The organism is Pantoea latae (assembly GCF_002077695.1).
Taxonomy (GTDB): Bacteria; Pseudomonadota; Gammaproteobacteria; order Enterobacterales; family Enterobacteriaceae; genus Pantoea; species Pantoea latae.
This window is the reverse complement of the sequence record NZ_MWUE01000004.1, coordinates 285,545-305,684: the sequence shown is the minus strand read 5'-3', so window position 1 is coordinate 305,684 and position 20,140 is coordinate 285,545. Positions and strand designations below refer to the sequence as shown.

The following is a 20,140-nucleotide window of genomic DNA, read 5'->3' as shown; positions in this document are numbered from 1 at the left end:
CTACAGACAGGCTGCGAACAAGGAGAATGCATGAAACAAGTCGTTTATACCGCCAGTCCCGAGAGCCAGCAGATCCACGCGTGGCGGTTAGATGAAGAGGGCGCACTTTCGCTGTTGCAGGTGACGGACGTCTCCGGCCAGGTTCAGCCGATGGTGGTCAGCCCGAAGAAAGATTTTCTCTATGTCGGCGTGCGCCCGAACTTCCGCGTGCTGGCGTTCCGCATTGCCGCCGACGGCACCCTGAGCGAAGCGGGCGACGCGCCGCTGCCGGGCAGCCCGACCCATATTTCCACCGATCGCGCCGGCCGCTTTCTGTTCTGCGGCTCCTATAACGACGCCTGCGTCAGCGTCAGCCCGATTGGCGAAGATGGCCTGCCGCAGGCGCCGACTCAGGTGATCCGCGAGCTGGACGGCTGCCACTCCGCCAATATCGATAACGCCAACCAGACGCTGTTCGTGCCGGCGCTAAAGCAGGATCGCATCTGCCTCTACACCCTGAGCGCCGACGGCACCCTGACGCCGCGCCCGCAGGCGCAGGTGACCACGGTTGAGGGCGCAGGCCCGCGTCATATGGCGTTTCATCCCAACGGCAGCTACGCCTACTGCGTCAACGAGCTGGACAGCACCGTTGACGTCTGGGCGCTGAATAACGCGCATGGCGAAGTAGCCCGCGTGCAGTCGCTGGATATGATGCCGCCGGACTTTAACGAAACCCGCTGGGCTGCGGATATTCATCTGACGCCTGACGGCCGCTTCCTTTATGCCTGCGATCGCACCAGCAGCACGATTACGATCTTCAGCGTCAGCGAAGATGGCGGCCTGCTCACCATTGAGGGCTATCAGCCGACGGAAACCCAGCCGCGCGGCTTTAATATCGACCATAGCGGTCGCTATCTGGTGGCGGCGGGGCAGAAGTCGCACCATATCGAACTCTACCGTATCAGCGAGCCACAGGGCCTGCTGACGCCGCTGGCGCGCTACGCGGTGGGCCAGGGCCCGATGTGGGTGGTGATCCATCAGCTGGATTAAGAAGATAACGCCGGCGCAGCGGCTCCGCTGCGCCGCTTTTACGCGCCGTTACGAATAGTTCACCGTGATGCTGGCGCTCGCCAGCGCATGAAAATGCACGTTAAAGCCGACCATCGCGCCGCTCGCCTCGGCGTCCACCTCAATCGCCTCTACATCCAGCGCATGCACGGTAAAAATATAGCGATGGCTTTCGCCCTGCGGCGGTGCCGCGCCGCCGTAGCCCGCTTTGCCGAAATCGGTGCGCGTCTGCAGCGCGCCCGGCGGCAGCTGCGCCAGGCCCGAGCCAGCGCCTTGCTCCAGCAGCGTCGTGCTGGCGGGAATATTCACCACCACCCAGTGCCACCAGCCGGAGCCGGTCGGCGCGTCAGGATCGTAGCAGGTCACCACGAAACTTTTGGTGCCTTCCGGCGCCTCATCCCACGCCAGATGCGGGGAGATATTGTCGCCCTGATAGCCCATCCCGTTAAACACCTGACGCTCCGGCATCTTGTCGCCGTCTTTAAAGTCATTGCTGAAAACGCGCATCTTCTCTCCTCGGTTGTCTAAACCTTCCGTATCAACGCCTTTCATCTTAGCGAAAAACGCAGGTGGTTCCAGCCGTTAGCGCTTGTCAGGCAAAATGCGCCTCAACGCTCAGCGCCTCGGCAATTGCCTGGGTCAGCTGGCGCAGCGCCTCCTGCGTGACAATATAGGGCGGCATCAGGTAGATCAGACGGCCAAAGGGACGGATCCAGACGCCGCGCTCGACGAAAAAGCGCTGCAGCGCAGCCATATTGACGGGACGATGCGTTTCAACCACGCCAATCGCCCCCAGCACGCGCACATCCGCCACCTGCGGCGCGGCGCGCAGCGGCAGAAGCTCGTCGCGTAGCTGCTGTTCTATCCGCGCCACCTGCTGCGGCCAGCGCCCTTCGTTCAGCAGCGCGAGGCTCTCCGCCGCGACGGCGCACGCCAGCGGGTTGCCCATAAAGGTCGGGCCGTGCATAAAGCAGCCCGCCGGGCTGTTGCTGATGGCGTCGGCGACGTGGCGTGTGGCGAGGGTTGCCGCCAGCGTCATCATGCCGCCGGTCAGCGCCTTGCCGACGCAGAGAATATCGGGCGTCACCTCGGCATGCTCGCAGGCGAAAAGTTTGCCGCTGCGGCCGAAGCCGGTGGCGATCTCGTCGGCGATCAGCAGCACACCGTAGCGGTCGCAGCATTCGCGCACCCGCTGCAGGTAACGCGGGTGATAGAAACGCATCCCGCCCGCGCCCTGCACGATCGGCTCGAGGATCACCGCCGCCAGCCTGGGGTGATGCAACGCCATCAGGCGCACAAAATCATCCGCATCGCGCTCGTCCCAGGGATCGTCAAAGCCGCACTGCGGCGCGGCGGCGAAGTGATGTTCCGGCAGATAGCCGCGCCACAGGCTGTGCATCGAATTGTCGGGATCGCACACCGACATCGCGGCAAAGGTGTCGCCATGATAGCCACGCTGCAGCGTCAGGAACTGCTGACGCGTTTCGCCGCGCCCCAGCCAGTACTGCATCGCCATCTTCATCGCCACTTCCACCGCCACCGAACCGGAGTCGGCGAGAAACACGCACTCCAGCGCGGCGGGGGTCATCGCCACCAGCTGGCGGCAGAGCGCGACCGCCGCCGGATGCGTAATGCCGCCGAACATCACATGCGACATCTGCGCCATTTGATCCTGTAGCGCCTGGTTGAGACGCGGGTGGTTGTAGCCGTGGATCGCCGCCCACCACGAGGACATGCCGTCCACCAGCTCGCGGCCGTCGGCCAGCTGCAGATGGATCCCCTGCGCGGCGACCACGGGGTAGCAGGGCAGCGGATCGCGCATTGAGGTGTAGGGGTGCCAGATATGCTGGCGATCAAATTCGGCGTCCTGGGGCGTAAACATGGTAGTTGTAAACCAAAATAAAAAGATTTAGTTTACAAGTATAACCACGATAACCGTCGGGATGAACCCCTTTTTTTTGGAGTAAGCAATGGCACAACACTGGACGCTGGCGCAGGCGCAGGCGCTGTTTGATAAACCTTTTCTCGAGTTGATGTTTGAGGCGCAGCAGGTTCACCGCCAGCATTTCGACCCGCGTCAGGTTCAGGTCAGCACCCTGCTGTCGATCAAAACCGGCGCCTGCCCGGAGGATTGTAAATACTGTCCGCAGAGCGCGCGCTATAAAACCGGGCTGGAGTCAGAGCGGCTGATGGAGGTGCAGGAGGTGCTGGCGTCGGCGCGCAAAGCGAAAGCGGCGGGTTCCAGCCGTTTCTGCATGGGCGCAGCGTGGAAAAACCCCCACGACCGCGATATGCCCTATCTTGAGCAGATGGTGCAGGGCGTGAAGGCGCTGGGGATGGAAACCTGCATGACGCTCGGCACCCTCAGCGACAACCAGGCGCAGCGTCTGGCGGGCGCGGGACTCGATTTTTACAACCATAACCTCGACACCTCGCCGGAGTTTTACGGCAGCATTATCACCACGCGATCCTACCAGGAGCGGCTGGATACGCTCGGCAAAGTGCGCGGCGCAGGGATTAAAGTTTGCTCGGGCGGCATTGTCGGGCTGGGCGAAACCGTCAGCGACCGCGCCGGGCTGCTGGTGCAGCTGGCGAACCTGCCGACCCCGCCGGAGAGCGTGCCGATCAACATGCTGGTGAAGGTGAAAGGCACGCCACTGGCGGACAACGACGACGTCGAGCCGTTCGATTTTATCCGCACCATCGCCGTGGCGCGCATCATGATGCCGACCTCGCACGTGCGCCTGTCGGCGGGCCGCGAGCAGATGAGCGAGCAGACCCAGGCGATGTGCTTTATGGCGGGCGCCAACTCAATTTTCTACGGCTGCAAGCTGCTGACCACGCCGAACCCGGAAGAGGATAAGGACCTGCTGCTGTTCCGCAAGCTGGGCCTTAACCCGGAGCATAGCCACACCGCGCACGGCGACAACGAGCAGCAGCAGCAGCTAAGCGAGCAGCTGTTACACGCCGACAGCGAACAGTTCTACAACGCGGCGCTGTAATGAGCTTCCCGGCCCGAATGGCGCAGGCGCTGGAAGCGCGCCGCGCCGCTGCTGGCTGGCGTCAGCGCCGCCTCGTCACGCACAACGACACCCGCACGCTGGAGGTAGAGGGAAAGAGTTACCGTCACTTCTCCAGCAACGACTATCTCGGCCTGAGCCAGCATCCGGCGGTGATCGCCGGCTGGCGTCAGGGCGCGCCCGGCGCCGGCGCGTCGGGCCACGTCACCGGCTACAGCCGCTGCCACGCCGAACTGGAGTCGCAGCTCGCCGACTGGCTCGGCTATTCGCGCGCGCTGCTGTTTATCTCTGGCTTTGCCGCCAACCAGGCGGTGGTGCATCTGCTGGCGCAAAAACAGGATCGCCTGATCGCCGACCGGCTGGCGCACGCCTCGCTGCTGGACGCGGCGAGCCACACGCCCGCCGAGCTGCGTCGCTTTCACCATAACAACGTCGACAGCCTGACGCAGCGGCTGGCGTCGTCGTGCAGCGGCGAAACGCTGGTGATCACCGAGGGCATCTTCAGCATGGATGGCGACAGCGCGCCGCTGGCGGCGATCGCCGCGGCCACCCGACGCGCTGACGGCTGGCTGCTGGTGGATGACGCTCACGGCATCGGCGTGGTGGGCGAGCAGGGGCGCGGCAGCTGCTGGCAGCAGGATGTCAGGCCCGATCTGCTGGTGGTGACCTTCGGCAAAGCCTTCGGCGTCAGCGGCGCGGCGCTGCTGTGCGACGACGCCACCGCCGACTATTTTCTGCAGTTTTCCCGTCATCTTATCTACTCCACGGCGATGCCGCCCGCACAGGCGAGCGCGCTGCTGGCGGCGCTGGGCGAAATTCAGCGCGGCGACGCGCTGCGCCAGCGGCTCCAGGACAATATTCAGCGCTTCCGCACCGGCGCGGCGGGCCTGCCCTGGTCGCTGATGCCCTCTGCCAGCGCGATACAGCCGCTGATCGTCGGTGAAAATGGCGCCGCGCTGGCGCTGTCGCAGCGGCTGGCGCAGGCGGGCTGCTGGGTCAGCGCCATCCGTCCGCCCACCGTGCCGCCCGGCACCGCGCGGCTGCGCATCACCCTGACCGCCGCGCACCGGCCGGATGATATCGACGCACTGCTGGAGGCGCTGCATGACGCTGCCGGTGAATAAAGCCGCGGTGGCGCGCGCCTTTGGCCGCGCGGCGGGCCACTACGAACAGCACGCCGAGCTACAGCGCCGCTGCGGCGACGCGCTGCTGGCGCTGGCGCCGCCCACGACGTGCGGCGATCTGCTGGACGCGGGCTGCGGCACCGGCTGGTACAGCCGCCTGTGGCGCGAGCGCGGGCAGCGCGTGGTGGCGCTCGACCTCTCGCCGCAGATGCTGCAACAGGCGCGCCGCCTCGACGCGGCCAGCCTCTATCTGGCGGGCGATATTGACGCGCTGCCGCTGGCGAGTGGGAGCGTTGATCGGGTGTGGAGCAACCTGGCGGTGCAGTGGAGCAGCGATCTGCGCACCGCGCTGCAGCAGTTCGCCCGCGTGCTGCGTCCCGACGGCGTCATGCTCTTTTCGACCTTGCTGGCCGGTTCGCTGCAGGAGGTGCACGACGCCTGGCGGCCGCTGGGCGGCGGCGAGCGCGCCAACCGCTTTTTAACCGAGGCGCAGGTGCGCGCGGCGGGCGACGGGCTGAATCTGCGCTTTGTTCCGCAGACGCTGGTGATGCACTTTCCCAGCGCGCTGAGCGCGATGCGCTCGCTGAAAGGGATCGGCGCCACCCATCTGCATCAGGGCCGGGACGGCACGCCGATCACGCGGCAGCGGCTGGCGCAGCTGGAAACGCTGTGGCCGCGCGACGCGCAGGGCTACCGTCTGACCTATCAACTGCTTTTTGGAGTCACACAACGATGAAATGGTTTATCACCGGCACCGACACCGAGGTCGGCAAAACCGTGGCGAGCGGCGCGCTGCTGCAGGCGGCAAACGCGGCGGGCTATCGCACCGCGGGCTATAAGCCGGTTGCCTCCGGCAGCGAACAGACGCCAGAGGGGGTGCGCAACAGCGACGCGCTGGCGCTGCAGCGCTACAGCAGCCTGACGCTTAGCTACCAACAGGTAAATCCGCTGGCGTTTATCGAGCCGACGTCGCCGCATATCGTCAGCGCGGAAGAGGGCAGGCCGATAGCGTTCGAGGCGCTGTCGCAGGGGCTGCGCGCGCTGGAGGCAGAGGCGGAATGGGTGCTGGTAGAGGGCGCAGGCGGCTGGTATACGCCGCTGTCAGAGACGCAAACCTTCGCCGACTGGGTGACGCAGGAGCAGCTGCCGGTGATCCTGGTGGTCGGGGTCAAACTGGGCTGTATTAACCACGCGATGCTCACCGCCGATGCGGTGCTGGCGCGCGGCCTGCGGCTGGCGGGCTGGATCGCCAACGATATCGAGCCGCCGGGCAAGCGCCATCAGGCCTATATGGCGACGCTGAAACAGCGCCTTCCCGCGCCGTTTCTCGGCGAGATCCCCTGGTTGCCGGATGCGGCGGCGCAGGCGGAGTGCGGCCGCTTCCTGACGCTGCCGACGTAGCCTTCAGCCCACCGTCAGCCACTTGTCGACGGTGACGTCGTCGAGCTGCGCCACGCGCCCCTGCGCCACGTTGCGGCCGCGGTGCAGCAGCAGAAAGTAGTCGGCGACGCGGCGGATCAGCGACACGCGCTGCTCCAGCAGCAGAATGGTGAGGCCGTAATCGAGATTGAGGCGGCGGATCAGGTTGCCCATCTCCTCTTCCAGCCACGGCGACATGCCGTCGGTTGGCTCGTCGAGGATCAGCAGCCTGGGACGCAGCACCAGCGCGCGCGCCAGCGCCAGCTGCTGCTGCTGGTCGACCGGCAGCTCGCCGCTGCGCTGCTGCCGCAGCGAATAGAGCGCGGGAAACAGGTCAAACACCATCTCAGGGATAACGTGCGATTTGTCCCCCTGGCCGCTGCCTGCCAGCAGGGCGATCAGCAGGTTATCCTCTACGCTCATCTGTGAAAAAATATGCCGCCCCTGCGGCACATAGCCAATGCCCATGCGCGCGCGCTGTTCGGCGGGCTGCAGCAGCATATCGCGCGGCGGCGATCCATCTTCCTGCCAGGTCATTGAGCCGCTGTTAATAGGCAGCCGACCCATGATGCAGTTCACCAGCGTGGTTTTGCCCATGCCTGGACGGCCCAGCACGCCGGTGCAGGTGCCGGGCGGCAGGTCGAGATCCACATCCCACAGAATATGGTTCTGCCCGTAAAACTGATTCACCGAACGTAAACTCAGCATCTGACTCTCCTCTTTCCAGATTTCGCCTGAATGCTTCCGCGCTTTGACGTATGGCAAACAAGTCTTCCACGGCGGCGCGCTCGCCCCGACATTTTCTTGCGGAAATACCCTGCAATTAGCGGGCCAGGATCGTCTTCCCCTTAAACCGGCGCGGGCAGGCACGATTTACCGGTTATTGGTAAATGGTGCTTAACAATTGCCAGGGTTAATCAGGGTGCTGCACTTTCACGGTGCTAATGACTTAACGTTTCTGGTGCATTAGAGCAACAAACGGGCAGCCTGTTGAATTATGTCCTGTCTTGCTGGCGGAGGCGGCTGAGCAAAAAGCAGGCGGCAGGCTGAAAAAGCATAGCGAAGGTCGCCGTTTCTGGCAGGAATTAAAGCGGAAAAAATTTTTTTTCACGCGTGCGGCTTAAGGACAAAAAATTATGCACAGCCGATGGGCAAAGGGCTGTGCTTAGTTATCCACTATTCCTGTGGATAACCTTGTGCATTAGACCGTGAAAACAGAGCGCAAGCGAGGAAATACGCGGCCTGGTTACATAATGCTGAGAAACTGGGCTTTTAGCATAATTTTTTTAAAAACAGCGAGTTATTAAAAAACAAGCCTGAGATTTATCCGCTGCGTAACCTGACTGAAATTTAATGACGTTCTCTTGACAAATGTTATAAATCCGCTCCGGCTGGGGATAACCTTGCGCAACGGCAAAAACCTTTTCTCCTTGTTACGCCTGCTTAAGCGCGGCGCGGCCTGCGCACCTCACTTTGCCCGCTTACTGGTGATTTATCCAGTATTATTTTCTGGCAAAATCGCCACGGCAGAGTAAAATGACTCGGCTACCCGCCGCATTCTTCAGCAGGAACCGCAAGTCATGAGTAAAGTCTTTAAACTAAATTCCGCCTTCCAGCCCTCCGGCGACCAGCCAGAGGCGATTCGTCGCCTCAAAGAGGGGCTGGAGGATGGTCTTGCCCATCAGACGCTGCTCGGCGTGACCGGCTCCGGCAAGACCTTTACCGTCGCCAACGTGATCGCCGATCTCAACCGGCCGGCGATGGTGCTGGCGCCCAACAAAACCCTGGCGGCGCAGCTCTATGGTGAGATGAAAGAGTTCTTCCCCGATAACGCGGTGGAGTTCTTCGTCTCCTATTACGACTACTATCAGCCAGAAGCCTATGTGCCCAGCTCCGACACCTTTATCGAAAAAGACGCCTCGGTAAACGAACATATCGAGCAGATGCGTCTGTCCGCCACCAAAGCGCTGCTGGAGCGCCGCGACGTTATCGTGGTGGCGTCGGTCTCCGCTATCTATGGCCTGGGCGACCCCGATCTCTATCTGAAAATGATGCTGCACCTGACGCGCGGCATGATTATCGACCAGCGCAGCATTCTGCGCCGTCTGGCGGAGCTGCAGTATGCGCGCAACGACCAGGCGTTTCAGCGCGGCACCTTCCGCGTGCGCGGTGAAGTGATCGATATTTTCCCGGCGGAGTCGGAAGATACCGCGCTGCGCGTCGAGCTGTTCGACGAAGAGGTCGAGCGGCTGTCGCTGTTCGACCCGCTGACCGGGCAGATCCTCTCTACCGTGCCGCGCTTTACTATCTATCCGAAAACCCACTACGTGACGCCGCGCGAACGTATTTTGCAGGCGATGGAAGATATCAAAGTCGAGCTGGCGGATCGCCGGCGCGTGCTGCTGGAGAACAATAAGCTGCTGGAAGAGCAGCGCCTGACGCAGCGCACCCAGTTCGATCTGGAGATGATGAACGAGCTGGGCTACTGCTCAGGCATCGAAAACTACTCGCGCTACCTCTCCGGGCGCGGGCCGGGCCAGCCGCCGCCGACCCTGTTCGACTACCTGCCCGCCGACGGGCTGCTGATCGTCGATGAATCGCACGTCACCATTCCGCAGATCGGCGGCATGTATAAAGGCGACCGCGCGCGCAAAGAGACGCTGGTGGAGTATGGCTTCCGCCTGCCTTCAGCCCTCGACAACCGTCCGATGAAATTTGAAGAGTTCGAGGCGCTGGCGCCGCAGACCATCTACGTTTCGGCGACGCCAGGCAACTACGAACTGGAGAAATCGGGCGGCGAGGTAATCGATCAGGTGGTGCGTCCGACCGGCCTGCTCGATCCGCTGCTGGAGGTGCGCCCGGTGGCGACCCAGGTGGACGATCTGCTGTCGGAGATCCGCAAGCGCGTCACCATTAACGAGCGCGTGCTGGTGACGACGCTTACCAAGCGCATGGCGGAAGATCTCACCGAGTATCTCGAAGAGCACGGCGAGAAGGTGCGCTATCTCCACTCCGATATCGATACCGTCGAGCGTATGGAGATCATCCGCGATCTGCGCCTCGGCGAGTTTGACGTACTGGTGGGGATCAACCTGCTGCGCGAAGGGTTAGATATGCCGGAAGTGTCGCTGGTGGCGATCCTCGACGCGGACAAAGAGGGCTTCCTGCGCTCTGAGCGCTCGCTGATCCAGACCATTGGCCGCGCCGCGCGTAACGTTAACGGCAAGGCGATCCTCTACGCCGATCGCATCACCAACTCGATGGCGCGCGCCATTGAGGAGACCGAGCGTCGTCGCGAGAAGCAGCAGAAGTACAATGAGGAAAGGGGCATTGTGCCGCAGGGGCTCAACAAGAAGATCACCGATATCCTCGAGCTGGGTCAAAACGTCATCAAGACGCGCGGCAAGGCCAAAGCCAGCAGCCGCAGCGCCGCCGAGGCGGACGCCAGCTATCTGGCGCTGACGCCACAGGCGCTGCAGAAGAAAATCCACGAGCTGGAGACGCAGATGCAGCAGCACGCGCAAAACCTGGAGTTCGAAGAGGCGGCGAACGTGCGCGACAAGCTGCATCAGCTGCGCGAGCTCTTTATCGCCGCCTCCTAGCGGCTTAGCTAAAGCGCTGGATGGCGTGCTCCAGCGCCACGCGCAGCAGCTGGCGGTCGTGACGATAGGGGATATCGGCGGCCTCCAGCGGTTCGCGCACGATCAGGCGATCTTCCACGCCAGCCGTGTCGGCGGAGGGGCTGACCACCACCGCGTCAACCACCCGTTTGCCGATATATTTCTCCATCATTGCCAGCTTATCCGCCACCGTCAGGCTGGCGGCGGCCGGACTCAGCTCGCGCCCCAGGTTGCCGATAAACACCATGGTGGCAGGGGTGCGCCGCAGCGCGCGCGCCATCTCCTCCATCAGCAGGCTCGGCATCAGGCTGGTGTAAAAGCTGCCAGGGCCGATAAGGATCAAATCCGCTTCGGCGATCGCCTCCAGCGCTTCGCGCGTTGGCGCGACGTTGGGGTGCAGCATCAGCTCCTGCGGCGGCTGCTGCATGGCGTCGATAGCCGTTTCGCCGTAAACCATATTGCCTTCGCTGTCTAACGCCACGAGATCCACCGGCTGCTCCGACATCGGGATCAAAAAGGCGTCGACCTTGAGCAGGTTGCGAATGATATTGATCGCCTCCAGCGGGCGCACGCTCAGGTGATCCAGCGCCTTCAGCATCAGGTTGCCCAGGTTATGTCCGGCGAGTTCGCCGTTGCCGGCGAAGCGATACTCAAACATCGCCGAGGCGACGCTCGGCTCGGTGATCAGCTGATTAATGCAGTTGCGCATATCGCCCCAGGCGATGCCGCCCTCTGAGCGACGTATGCGTCCGGTAGAGCCGCCGTTGTCGGTGGTCGTGACGATGCCGGTCAGGCGCGAACCCAGCGGCGACAGCGCGGACATCACGCGTCCCAGGCCGTGTCCGCCGCCCAGCGCCACCACGCGATCGAGATCTGACAAAGTTCGGTTCATAGTTCCTCTTTACGCCCGCAGCCGACACGTCGTACCGGCGCCTTTTTTAGCGGGCTATTTTAACCCTACTGTCGCGAAAATGCGGCGAAAATACGTTATATATCAATATATATAGCGCACATAGTGGATGGCAGAGCGGCAAAAATCGCGCTACCATTTGCCAACCATGTCGTCCATGTGGGCGACATACACTCAAAGCCTGAATGCCTAAGTCAAACGATAGGGGGTTCAGGCCGCAGCCGACGCGCTGCCAGGGTGCAGAAAGAAATGCCTGCATCTCCCGTACTTGGAAAAGGTGTTCTGGTGTCACAATTTACTGATGCATTTGCACGTCGGTTTTACTACCTGCGTCTCTCGGTGACGGATGTCTGTAACTTCCGCTGCACCTACTGCCTGCCCGACGGCTATAAACCGCAGGGCGTGCGCAACAAAAGCTTTCTCTCGCTCGATGAGATCCGACGCGTCACGCGCGCCTTCGCCGCGGCCGGCACCGAAAAGGTGCGTCTGACCGGCGGCGAGCCGTCGCTGCGTCGCGATTTTACCGACATTATCGCCGCCGTGCGGGAAAACCGCGCCATTCGCCAGATCGCCGTCACCACTAACGGCTATCGGCTGGCGCGCGACGTCGCCGCCTGGCGCGACGCCGGACTGACCGCGCTGAACGTCAGCGTAGACAGCCTCGACGCGCGCCAGTTCCACGCCATCACCGGTCAGGACAAATTCCATCAGGTGATGGCGGGCATCGACGCCGCTTTTGACGCCGGTTTCCAGCAGGTTAAAGTCAACAGCGTGCTGATGCGCGACCTCAACAGCCGCAGCCTGCACACCTTCCTGGAGTGGATCCGCACCCGCCCGATCCAGCTGCGTTTTATCGAGCTAATGGAGACGGGCGAGGGCGGCGCGCTGTTCCGCGATCAGCACGTCTCTGGCGCGGTGATCCGCGACCAGCTGGTGGCGCAGGGCTGGCAGCGCCGCGAACGCGGCCGCAGCGACGGCCCGGCGCAGGTGTTCTGGCATCCTGACTACGTCGGCGAGATCGGCCTGATTATGCCCTATTCGCGCGACTTCTGCGCCAGCTGCAACCGTCTGCGCGTCTCGGCGCACGGCAATCTGCATCTCTGCCTGTTCGGCGACAGCGGCGTGTCGCTGCGCGATCTGCTGGTTTCCGACGATCAGCAGGCGGAGCTGCAGGCGCGCATTGCCCACAGCCTGGGCGAGAAGAAGCAGACGCACTTCCTGCACCAGGGCAATACCGGCATCACGCAGAACCTTTCCTTTATCGGCGGATAATCTCAGGAGCGAGACAATGGGCAAATCTACGGGTGAGTTTATTCCGGTCAACCTGGCGGTGCTGACCGTCTCTGACCGACGCGACGCCAGCAGCGACACCTCTGGCGACTACCTGCGCGCCGCAGCGCATGAAGCCGGTCATGTGGTAGTGGATCACGCCATTGTCGGTGAAGATCGCTACCGCATTCGCGCCATCGTGTCGCGCTGGATCGCCAGCCTGGACGTGCAGGTTGTGGTGATCAACGGCGGCACGGGATTCAACGCGAAGAACATCACGCCAGAGGCGATTGAGCCGCTGTTCGATCGCAAAATAGAGGGCTTTGGCGAGCTGTTCCGCATGTTCTCCTGGGAGGATATCGGCGGCTCGACGCTGCAGTCGCGCGCCGTCGCCGGCATCGCTAACGGCACGCTGATCTTCGCCGTGCCGGGATCGACCAGCGCCTGCGAGAGCGCCTGGGAGCGCATTATCGCCGACCAGATCGACGCCCGCACCGGCCCCTGTAATTTCGTTTCACACTTAAAGAAGCTGTAAGCCATGCAACTGACCCATATTAACGCCGCGGGCGAAGCCCATATGGTCGACGTCTCGGCCAAAGCGGAAACGGTGCGCGAGGCGCGCGCGGAAGCGCTGGTGCTGATGGCCGCCGATACGCTGCAGATGATCGTCGACGGCAGCCACCACAAAGGCGATGTCTTTGCCACCGCGCGTATCGCCGGCATTCAGGCCGCCAAGCGCACCTGGGAGCTGATCCCGCTCTGTCATCCGCTGATGCTGAGCAAGGTCGAAGTCAACCTGGTCGCCGAGCCGGAACATCAGCGCGTGCGCATCACCTCGCTTTGCCGCCTGAGCGGCAAAACCGGCGTCGAGATGGAGGCGCTGACCGCCGCCTCGGTGGCGGCCCTGACCATCTACGACATGTGTAAAGCGGTGCAGAAAGATATCGTTATCGACCAGCTGCGTCTGCTGAGCAAAAGCGGCGGCAAGTCCGGCGATTTCCAGGCGGTGACCCATGATTAACGTGCTGTTTTTCGCCCAGGTGCGCGAGCTGGTAGGCACCAGCGCGCTGCAGATGCCCGAGGCCTTCCCCGACGTGGCGACGCTGCGCGACGCGCTGGCGCAAAAAGGCGACCGCTGGGCGCTGGCGCTCGATTCCGGCAAGCTGCTGGCCGCCGTGAACCAGACGCTGGTGCCGATGTCGCATCCGCTGCAGGCGGGCGATGAAGTGGCCTTTTTCCCGCCGGTCACGGGAGGCTGAGATGGCAACGCAGATCCGCGTCGGCGCGGCGCCGTTCAGCATGGCCGACGAGTACGCCTGGCTCTCTACCTCCGACGCCGACGGCGCGGTGGTGACCTTTAGCGGAAAAGTGCGCAATCACAATCTCGGCGACAGCGTCGCGGCGCTGACGCTCGAACACTATCCCGGCATGACGGAAAAGGCGCTGCAGGAGATTGTCGACGAGGCGCGCAGCCGCTGGCCGCTCCAGCGCGTCAGCGTGATCCACCGCATCGGCGAGCTGTTTCCCGGCGATGAGATCGTGTTTGTCGGCGTCACTAGCGCGCACCGCGGCAGCGCCTTCGCCGCCGCAGAGTTCATTATGGACTACCTGAAAACCCGCGCCCCGTTCTGGAAGCGCGAGGCCACCGAACAGGGCGATCGCTGGGTCGACGCCCGCGACAGCGACCATCAGGCCGCGCAGCGCTGGGATTAAGGCTTACTGAGCTGCTCCGCCGGGCCAAAATGGGTCTGGCCGTGCGCATGCTCGCCGCCGCCAGAGACGCGTTTAAGCTGGATCACCTCGCCGCGCTGCCAGGCGTTGGCGCCCGGCAGCACCGGCTGCGTGACGATATCGGCGCGCGACGCCCGCACCTTGCGGCTGTCGATATCAAAGCGTTTGTCGCGATCGGCCAGCAAACGATTATCGAGCTGACCGTCGGCGGTAAAGCCCATCATTAGCGCCGGAATGCCGATTGGCAGGGTTTTATCGCGATCGGTGTGCCAGGTGTGCCAGGTTTTGCCGTAGGTGTTGGCGATGCGCGCCATCAGCGCATGATCCGCCGCCTGCGGCAGGCCCGGCGCAATCAGGGTGCCTGACTTCACCTCATATTCGTGGCTGTGCCACAGCTTTTTCTCCTCCGGCGGCAGCGTCTGATAGAGCCGCGCGCTGATAATGTACTCCACGCCCATCAGCCGCGCGTCTTTGGTATTGCCGTCGTAAATCACCGCCTGCATCACGTCATCGTTCAGCACCGTCACATAGTGATGCGCCTCCATCTGGCCGTTCTGGTCGCCATTGTAGAAGTGAAAGCCGTCGAGATAGGTGTTGATCGCCTCGATAGGCGGTCGTGACTGCAGCAGGTCTGCGCCGGTGGCGAGCGCTTTCATTTTGGCCGAGGTGGGCGCACCGGGCGAGGCGACCTGCGCCGGCGTGTTGTTGGCGCCGCAGCCGCTGAGCAGGAGCGCCACTGCGGCGCCGATCCAGAGTTTTTGCATAACTATGTCCTTTTACGCGAGAAAACTGGAGTCTGGCTGAGAAACGCCGATTCGCAAGCGCGACGGCAAGGCGGGAATTTACGCCCTGTCTGATGGTTTGTCGGCGCGTCAGTGCTAAGGTAAGGGTTTGTTTTCCTGCAGGGAGCGCTCTCTCAGTGTCATTTTCGCTTAAACGTTTCTCGCTGCTCGCCGCGCTGGTGCTGGCGGGCTGTAGCACCAAAAAAACGCCCGAGGCGCCGGCGCGCCAGCCGGCCGACGTCAAGGCGCAGATCCAGCGTCTGCTGCCCGCCCACGTCAGCGACAAGCCGGGCTGGGCCACCGATATCTACACCGCGTTCCGCACCCAGCAGATCGACCCCAGCGTCAGCAACCTGTGCGCTGCTATCGCCGTGGCGGATCAGGAGTCGAACTTCAGCGCCGAGGCGGCGGTGCCCGGCCTGCCGAAAATCGCCTGGGGCGAAATCGATCGCCGTGCGGCGAAGGTGCATGTGCCGGCGTTTGTGGTGCGCACCGCACTGATGATTAAATCCTCAAACGGCGAAAGTTATGCGGCGCGGCTCGATAAGGTGCGCAGCGAAAAAGAGCTAAGCGCGATTTTCGACGATTTTATCGATATGGTGCCGATGGGGCAGACGCTGTTCGGCAACCTCAATCCGATTCACACCGGCGGCCCAATGCAGGTCAGCATCAGCTTCGCCGAAGCGCACGCCAAAGGCTATCCCTGGCCGATCGACGGATCGATCCGCCGCGAGGTCTTTACCCGTCACGGCGGCATGTACTTCGGCATTATGCATCTGCTGGGCTACCCGGCGGACTACAGTAAACCGATCTACCGCTTCGCCGATTTTAACGCCGGCTGGTACGCCAGCCGCAACGCCGCATTCCAGGCGGCGGTGGCGCGCGCTACCGGCATGAAGCTGGCGCTGGACGGCGATCTGATCCTCTATGGATCCGACAAGGCGGGCGCGACGGAGCTGGCGGTGCGCACGCTGGCGAAGCAGATCGACATGAGCGACAGCGCCATCCGCCGCGACCTGGAGAAAGGGGAGCAGGCGAGCTTTAGCGACAGCACGCTGTGGAAGCAGGTTTTCGCGCTGGCGGACAAGATGGCCGGTCGGCCGCTGCCGCGCGAGATGCTGCCGGGCATCAAGCTGGAAAGCCCGAAAATCACCCGTAATCTCACCACGGCCTGGTTCGCCCAGCGCGTCGACAGCCGTTATCAGAGCTGCCTGTCGCGCCGCTGAGTGCGGCATTGTGGCGCAGTTAAGGCGTGCTGTGCCACACTTAAGCCTGTCCGTCGGTTTTCCGACGCCTTTTCACCAACATGAGGTGCATCATGGACCGATATCCACGCAATGACTCGCTCGTGCAGCCCGCCGCCACCGGCCTGCAAACCTTTATGGCCCAGGTCTACGGCTGGATGACCTGCGGCCTGCTGCTGACCGCCTTTGTCTCCTGGTATGCGGCCGGCAACGAGCGCATTATGTTCTTTATCTTCTCTAACCGGATGACCTTCTTCGGCCTGATTATCGCTCAGCTGGCGGTGGTGTTTGTGCTCTCTGGCATGGTGCATCGCCTGAGCGGCGCGCTGGCGACCGGGCTGTTTATGCTCTATTCGGTGCTCACCGGGCTGACGATGGCCAGTATCTTCCTCGCCTACACCTACACCTCTATCGCCAGCACCTTCTTTGTGACGGCGGGAATGTTCGGCGCCATGAGCTTCTACGGCTACACCACCAAACGCGACCTGAGCCGCTTCGGCAGCCTGCTGTTTATGGCGCTAATCGGTATTGTGCTGGCGTCGCTGGTGAACTTCTGGCTGAAAAGCCCGGCGCTGATGTGGGCGATTACCTATATCGGCGTGGTGGTGTTTGTGGGTCTGACCGCCTATGACACCCAGCAGCTACGCCAGATGGGCGAGCAGATCGACGTGCGTGACCGCGAATCACTGCGCCGCTACTCCATCATGGGCGCGCTGAAGCTCTACCTCGACTTTATCAACCTGTTCCTGATGCTGCTGCGCATCTTCGGCAACCGCCGCTAAAGAGAAGCCCCATCCCTGATAAGGGGATGGGGCGAATCTGCGTTACGCACTCTTCTGCAGTTTCTGTTCATTCTTCGCGCGCAGATGCTTCGCGCGACTCTCCAGCATCAGATAGAGCACCAGCGCCAGCAGCAGCGGCAGGATAAAGTAGAGCACGCGATAGGCGAGCAGCGCGGCGATAATGGTGCCGTGCGACGCGTGCTGCCCGCTCAGCAGCGCCAGGAACACCGCCTCCAGCACGCCGATCCCCGCCGGGATATGAATAATCACCCCTGCGATACTGCTGATCAGCAGCACGCCGAGCACGATGGGGTAGTCCACCTGACGCGCCAGCAGCAGCCAGATAATCGCGCCCATTACCAGCCAGTTAGCGGAAGAGACCGCGAACTGAAACAGCGCCATGCGCAGCGACGGCAGCTGCAGCGTCTGACGTCGAATGGTCCACTTGCGGCGCTTTGAAAAGGCGCAGGCCCAGAGAAAGACCGCCACCACCGCCAGCAGCACCACGCCGATAATGCGCAGCGTGGTCTCGCCGATAAACCAGCCGCCGGGAATCGGCACCATGCCCGCACTAAACACCACGCCCGCCAGCAGGATATAGCCGAGCCAGTTGGTGGCGATGCTGAGGGAAAAGATGCGCGTGATGGTGGCGCTGTCCAGCCCCAGCCGCGAATAAAGCCGGTAGCGCATCGCCACGCCGCCAACCCAGGTGCTGAGCGTCAGGTTAAAGGCGTAGCAGATAAACGACACCAGCATCACCTGTCGCTTCGCCAGCTTGTGGCCGCAGTAGGCGCGGCCGATCAGGTCGTAGCAGCCGTAGGTGAGATAGCTGACGATCACCAGCGCCACGGCGCTCAATACCGCCAGGCGGTTATAGTTGACGATAACGTTGTAGACATCTTCCCAGTTGACCTTGCGGGCGTAGACCACCAGCAGCACGATCACCGCGATAAAAAAGAGCCAGGTGAGCACCTTTTTCGCCAGCTTCCATTTAGGATGTTTTTCCGCCATCAGGATTTTGCCCCTTCATTGTCTGTTTCGACCCGGTCCTGCGTCTCCATTTCCGGTTGAACCGGCGGATCGACCTGCGCAATCAGCGGCGTATGCGCGGGCAGCCAGCCGGCGATCGCCGGGAAATGGCGTAAGAAGTGAAACACCACCACGCTTTTGGTCAGCTGCCACCAGTTGCGCGGCGGCAGCCGATCCTCCTGCACGCGCTGGCAATCCTTCGCCAGCAGCTGCTCCAGATTATCGCGCAGCGTCTGGTTGAAATCGCGATCGTAGATAATCAGGTTGGCTTCGAGGTTAAGCGACAAACTGAGCGGATCGAGGTTGCTGGAGCCGACGGTGGCCCACTGGCGATCCTGCACCGCCACCTTGCCGTGCAGCGGGCGACGAATATATTCATAGACCTCGACGCCGGCATCCACCAGATAGTTGTAGAGCAGCTCCGCGCCAACCTTGACGATCGGCATATCGGGCTCGCCCTGCACGATCAGCCTGACCCGCACGCCGCGCTGCGCCGCGCTGCGCATCTCGCGCAGCAGGCGGTAGCCAGGGAAAAAGTAGGCGTTGGCGATAATCACATCCTCTTTGGCGGTGCGCAGCATATCGAGATAGTGCTTTTCGATATCGTCGCGATGCTCATCGTTGTCGCGATAGACGAACAGCACCTGCGCGTTGCCGGGCGTGGCGTTGACGGCGGGGCGGTGCGAGCGGCCGCCCCACCAGCGGCGCGTCACCGCTTCGCTGCCCATCGCCTCGCGCACGTAGCGGGTGATATCCGCCACGATGGGGCCTTTGACCTCGACCGCATAGTCCTGCTTCGCCTCCGGTCCGTAGCTGGTGTTGTGCTCGGCGGAGAAGTTAATGCCGCCGACAAAGGCGATGGTGTCGTCCACCACCACGGTTTTACGGTGCAGGCGGCGGAAGACGTTGGTGCGCATCCCCATCACCAGCGGGCGCGGATCGTAATAGATGAAGCGCACGCCCTCCGCCGTCAGGCTGTTGACGAAGTTATCGGAGAGATCCGGCGAGCCATAGCCGTCCACCATCACCTCGATCTTCACGCCGCGCTGCGCAGCGGCCAGCAGCTCGCGGTGCAGCGCGTTGCCGACATCGTCCTCAAACAGGATAAAGGTTTCCAGCAGCACGCTGCGCTCGGCGCGCTGTATCGCGCCGAACACGCGCGGGAAAAATTGTTCGCCGTTCTCCAGCAGGCGCAGCTGATTGCCATCTCGCCATTCAAAATTCATAGGTGGATCTCCACGGCGAGCGGGGCGTGATCGGACAGGTGCGACCAGGGACGGCGCGGCAGCGCCCAGGGGTGACTGACGGTGGCGTTACGCACGTAGATGCGATCGAGGCGCAGCAGCGGAAAGCGCGCCGGAAAGGTGCGCGCCGGCCGGCCGTGCTTCATGCTGAACACCTCTTTTAGCCCCGCGCCGTGCTTCAGAATGCGGTTGGCGCGCAGCTGCCAGTCGTTGAAATCCCCGGCGACCACCAGCGGCGCGTCAGGCGGCAGCGAGGCGACCATCTCGCACATCATCTTCATCTGCGCGTGGCGGTGCGCCGCTTTCAGCCCGAGATGCACGCAGATAACGTGCAGCGTGCCGTGCGGTTCTGGCAGGGCGATCTGGCAGTGCAACATGCCGCGATTTTCACTTCCTGCAACAGAAATATCACGATTTTCATACTCCTGGATGGGAAAGCGTGACAAAATCGCGTTCCCGTGGTGCCCTTCCGGATAGACGGCGTTGCGCCCGTAGGCGAAATCGTTCCACATGGTGTCGGCCAGAAACTCGTAGTGCGGCGTGCCAGGCCAGTTCTCGTGGTGTAAAGGATGGATGGCATGCGTGCCCATCACCTCCTGCAAAAAGACGATATCCGCCGAGGTGGCGCGAACCGCTTCACGCAGTTCCGGCAGGATAAAGCGCCGGTTAAAGGTGGTAAATCCCTTGTGGGTATTGATCGTCAGGACTTTAAGGGAAAATCCTTGCTTAGTTTGTGGCATACTCTCGACGCACTCCTTTTCATCAGCAACAGAAGTAAAGTGTAGTCTTTGTCACAAACGGGTGCGGATGAGGATGGAAATTTAGGGCGTTGTCCGAAAATTGCTTTACAGTGAGGAAACCGTTTCCGGCCTGGGCCGGTTGCACTTGGGCGACCCGTTGGGTCTGCCAGGAGAAAAGA

At 62.4% G+C, this 20,140-nt stretch carries 21 protein-coding genes and 1 riboswitch; of the genes, 13 read left to right on the top strand and 8 right to left on the bottom strand.

Features of this window, described 5'->3' with window-relative positions:
- Positions 1-30: 30 nt before the first annotated feature.
- Positions 31-1,029 carry a 6-phosphogluconolactonase gene (pgl, locus tag B2J69_RS02885; RefSeq protein WP_081136209.1) on the top strand — a complete coding sequence of 333 codons (999 nt, stop codon included), beginning with the start codon at positions 31-33 and terminating at the stop codon, positions 1,027-1,029.
- Positions 1,030-1,077: 48 nt separating this feature from the next.
- Here the strand turns inward: pgl and B2J69_RS02880 are convergent, their stop codons facing one another.
- Both B2J69_RS02880 and bioA read right to left on the bottom strand, forming a co-directional pair.
- Positions 1,078-1,554, bottom strand: a complete 477-nt coding sequence (locus tag B2J69_RS02880; protein ID WP_081136206.1) for a kinase inhibitor — start codon at positions 1,552-1,554, stop codon at positions 1,078-1,080.
- A gap of 85 nt (positions 1,555-1,639) precedes the next feature.
- Positions 1,640-2,929 (bottom strand): adenosylmethionine--8-amino-7-oxononanoate transaminase, encoded by a 1,290-nt coding sequence (gene bioA / locus B2J69_RS02875; protein WP_081136203.1) that lies wholly within the window; start codon positions 2,927-2,929, stop codon positions 1,640-1,642.
- A gap of 88 nt (positions 2,930-3,017) precedes the next feature.
- Between bioA and bioB the strand changes: the two genes are divergently transcribed.
- Genes bioB through bioD form a run of 4 tightly spaced genes read left to right on the top strand, consistent with a single transcriptional unit; the run spans position 3,018 to position 6,592 of the window.
- Entirely contained in the window at positions 3,018-4,049 is a 1,032-nt protein-coding gene (bioB, locus tag B2J69_RS02870; RefSeq protein ID WP_081136201.1) for a biotin synthase BioB, read from the top strand.
- Entirely contained in the window at positions 4,049-5,191 is a 1,143-nt protein-coding gene (gene bioF, locus B2J69_RS02865; protein ID WP_081136198.1) for an 8-amino-7-oxononanoate synthase, read from the top strand. Before bioB ends, bioF begins: the two co-directional genes overlap by 1 nt.
- Positions 5,172-5,927, top strand: coding sequence for a malonyl-ACP O-methyltransferase BioC (gene bioC, locus B2J69_RS02860; RefSeq protein WP_081136196.1), 756 nt, complete (start codon positions 5,172-5,174; stop codon positions 5,925-5,927). Before bioF ends, bioC begins: the two co-directional genes overlap by 20 nt.
- A complete protein-coding gene (gene bioD / locus B2J69_RS02855; protein ID WP_081136193.1) occupies positions 5,924-6,592 on the top strand; it encodes a dethiobiotin synthase in 669 nt (222 codons plus the stop codon). Before bioC ends, bioD begins: the two co-directional genes overlap by 4 nt.
- Before the next feature lie 3 nt (positions 6,593-6,595).
- Here the strand turns inward: bioD and B2J69_RS02850 are convergent, their stop codons facing one another.
- The gene (locus tag B2J69_RS02850; protein WP_081136190.1) at positions 6,596-7,318 is read right to left on the bottom strand and encodes an ABC transporter ATP-binding protein; all 723 of its coding nucleotides are present in this window, start codon (positions 7,316-7,318) and stop codon (positions 6,596-6,598) included.
- A gap of 872 nt (positions 7,319-8,190) precedes the next feature.
- On the opposite strand from B2J69_RS02850, the gene uvrB reads away from it, so the two are divergent.
- Positions 8,191-10,212 carry an excinuclease ABC subunit UvrB gene (uvrB, locus tag B2J69_RS02845; RefSeq protein ID WP_081136188.1) on the top strand — a complete coding sequence of 674 codons (2,022 nt, stop codon included), beginning with the start codon at positions 8,191-8,193 and terminating at the stop codon, positions 10,210-10,212.
- 4 nt (positions 10,213-10,216) lie between these two features.
- On the opposite strand, the gene B2J69_RS02840 is transcribed toward uvrB, so the two are convergent.
- Positions 10,217-11,122: a gluconeogenesis factor YvcK family protein gene (locus tag B2J69_RS02840; RefSeq protein WP_081136185.1), complete on the bottom strand. Its 906-nt coding sequence runs from the start codon at positions 11,120-11,122 to the stop codon at positions 10,217-10,219.
- A 179-nt stretch (positions 11,123-11,301) separates the two neighbouring features.
- A riboswitch (molybdenum cofactor riboswitch) is annotated at positions 11,302-11,436 on the top strand.
- Between B2J69_RS02840 and moaA the strand changes: the two genes are divergently transcribed.
- The 5 genes from moaA (at position 11,426) to moaE (ending at position 14,122) form a co-directional block, all read left to right on the top strand.
- Positions 11,426-12,412 (top strand): GTP 3',8-cyclase MoaA, encoded by a 987-nt coding sequence (gene moaA / locus B2J69_RS02835; RefSeq protein ID WP_081136183.1) that lies wholly within the window; start codon positions 11,426-11,428, stop codon positions 12,410-12,412. (Overlaps the previous riboswitch by 11 nt.)
- 16 nt (positions 12,413-12,428) lie before the next feature.
- On the top strand, positions 12,429-12,944 hold the full coding sequence (gene moaB, locus B2J69_RS02830) for a molybdenum cofactor biosynthesis protein B (protein WP_081136180.1): 516 nt from the start codon (positions 12,429-12,431) through the stop codon (positions 12,942-12,944).
- Between the two features lie 3 nt (positions 12,945-12,947).
- The gene (moaC, locus tag B2J69_RS02825; RefSeq protein WP_081136177.1) at positions 12,948-13,430 is read left to right on the top strand and encodes a cyclic pyranopterin monophosphate synthase MoaC; all 483 of its coding nucleotides are present in this window, start codon (positions 12,948-12,950) and stop codon (positions 13,428-13,430) included.
- On the top strand, positions 13,423-13,668 hold the full coding sequence (gene moaD, locus B2J69_RS02820; RefSeq protein ID WP_081136174.1) for a molybdopterin synthase sulfur carrier subunit: 246 nt from the start codon (positions 13,423-13,425) through the stop codon (positions 13,666-13,668). Before moaC ends, moaD begins: the two co-directional genes overlap by 8 nt.
- 1 nt (position 13,669) lies before the next feature.
- On the top strand, positions 13,670-14,122 hold the full coding sequence (moaE, locus tag B2J69_RS02815) for a molybdopterin synthase catalytic subunit MoaE (RefSeq protein WP_081136171.1): 453 nt from the start codon (positions 13,670-13,672) through the stop codon (positions 14,120-14,122).
- Here moaE and B2J69_RS02810 read toward each other — a convergent pair.
- The gene (locus B2J69_RS02810) at positions 14,119-14,904 is read right to left on the bottom strand and encodes an OBAP family protein (protein WP_081136168.1); all 786 of its coding nucleotides are present in this window, start codon (positions 14,902-14,904) and stop codon (positions 14,119-14,121) included. The two genes, moaE and B2J69_RS02810, sit on opposite strands and share 4 nt — an antisense overlap.
- Before the next feature lie 155 nt (positions 14,905-15,059).
- On the opposite strand from B2J69_RS02810, the gene B2J69_RS02805 reads away from it, so the two are divergent.
- Both B2J69_RS02805 and B2J69_RS02800 read left to right on the top strand, forming a co-directional pair.
- Entirely contained in the window at positions 15,060-16,148 is a 1,089-nt protein-coding gene (locus tag B2J69_RS02805; protein ID WP_407944730.1) for a DUF1615 domain-containing protein, read from the top strand.
- Between the two features lie 92 nt (positions 16,149-16,240).
- Positions 16,241-16,948: a Bax inhibitor-1/YccA family protein gene (locus tag B2J69_RS02800; protein ID WP_081136162.1), complete on the top strand. Its 708-nt coding sequence runs from the start codon at positions 16,241-16,243 to the stop codon at positions 16,946-16,948.
- Positions 16,949-16,990: 42 nt separating this feature from the next.
- On the opposite strand, the gene B2J69_RS02795 is transcribed toward B2J69_RS02800, so the two are convergent.
- The 3 genes from B2J69_RS02795 to B2J69_RS02785 are packed head-to-tail and all read right to left on the bottom strand — an operon-like array spanning position 16,991 to position 19,961.
- On the bottom strand, positions 16,991-17,959 hold the full coding sequence (locus tag B2J69_RS02795; protein ID WP_081136159.1) for a lysylphosphatidylglycerol synthase domain-containing protein: 969 nt from the start codon (positions 17,957-17,959) through the stop codon (positions 16,991-16,993).
- Entirely contained in the window at positions 17,959-19,203 is a 1,245-nt protein-coding gene (clsB, locus tag B2J69_RS02790) for a cardiolipin synthase ClsB (protein WP_081136156.1), read from the bottom strand. The genes B2J69_RS02795 and clsB overlap by 1 nt, the downstream gene beginning before the upstream one ends.
- Entirely contained in the window at positions 19,200-19,961 is a 762-nt protein-coding gene (locus tag B2J69_RS02785; RefSeq protein ID WP_081136153.1) for an endonuclease/exonuclease/phosphatase family protein, read from the bottom strand. The genes clsB and B2J69_RS02785 overlap by 4 nt, the downstream gene beginning before the upstream one ends.
- Positions 19,962-20,140: the final 179 nt, after the last annotated feature.

Bases quoted from the DNA above. Each gene is read 5' to 3' on its own strand.
- moaC (WP_081136177.1), top strand. From the start codon at position 12,948: ATGCAACTGACCCATATTAACGCCGCGGGCGAAGCCCATATGGTCGAC.
- bioC (WP_081136196.1), top strand. From the start codon at position 5,172: ATGACGCTGCCGGTGAATAAAGCCGCGGTGGCGCGCGCCTTTGGCCGC.
- moaD (WP_081136174.1), top strand. From the start codon at position 13,423: ATGATTAACGTGCTGTTTTTCGCCCAGGTGCGCGAGCTGGTAGGCACC.
- B2J69_RS02850 (WP_081136190.1), bottom strand. From the start codon at position 7,318: ATGCTGAGTTTACGTTCGGTGAATCAGTTTTACGGGCAGAACCATATT.
- B2J69_RS02795 (WP_081136159.1), bottom strand. From the start codon at position 17,959: ATGGCGGAAAAACATCCTAAATGGAAGCTGGCGAAAAAGGTGCTCACC.
- B2J69_RS02800 (WP_081136162.1), top strand. From the start codon at position 16,241: ATGGACCGATATCCACGCAATGACTCGCTCGTGCAGCCCGCCGCCACC.
- bioB (WP_081136201.1), top strand. From the start codon at position 3,018: ATGGCACAACACTGGACGCTGGCGCAGGCGCAGGCGCTGTTTGATAAA.
- uvrB (WP_081136188.1), top strand. From the start codon at position 8,191: ATGAGTAAAGTCTTTAAACTAAATTCCGCCTTCCAGCCCTCCGGCGAC.
- moaE (WP_081136171.1), top strand. From the start codon at position 13,670: ATGGCAACGCAGATCCGCGTCGGCGCGGCGCCGTTCAGCATGGCCGAC.
- B2J69_RS02810 (WP_081136168.1), bottom strand. From the start codon at position 14,904: ATGCAAAAACTCTGGATCGGCGCCGCAGTGGCGCTCCTGCTCAGCGGC.
- moaB (WP_081136180.1), top strand. From the start codon at position 12,429: ATGGGCAAATCTACGGGTGAGTTTATTCCGGTCAACCTGGCGGTGCTG.
- clsB (WP_081136156.1), bottom strand. From the start codon at position 19,203: ATGAATTTTGAATGGCGAGATGGCAATCAGCTGCGCCTGCTGGAGAAC.
- bioD (WP_081136193.1), top strand. From the start codon at position 5,924: ATGAAATGGTTTATCACCGGCACCGACACCGAGGTCGGCAAAACCGTG.
- pgl (WP_081136209.1), top strand. From the start codon at position 31: ATGAAACAAGTCGTTTATACCGCCAGTCCCGAGAGCCAGCAGATCCAC.
- bioF (WP_081136198.1), top strand. From the start codon at position 4,049: ATGAGCTTCCCGGCCCGAATGGCGCAGGCGCTGGAAGCGCGCCGCGCC.
- bioA (WP_081136203.1), bottom strand. From the start codon at position 2,929: ATGTTTACGCCCCAGGACGCCGAATTTGATCGCCAGCATATCTGGCAC.
- B2J69_RS02840 (WP_081136185.1), bottom strand. From the start codon at position 11,122: ATGAACCGAACTTTGTCAGATCTCGATCGCGTGGTGGCGCTGGGCGGC.
- B2J69_RS02785 (WP_081136153.1), bottom strand. From the start codon at position 19,961: ATGCCACAAACTAAGCAAGGATTTTCCCTTAAAGTCCTGACGATCAAT.
- B2J69_RS02880 (WP_081136206.1), bottom strand. From the start codon at position 1,554: ATGCGCGTTTTCAGCAATGACTTTAAAGACGGCGACAAGATGCCGGAG.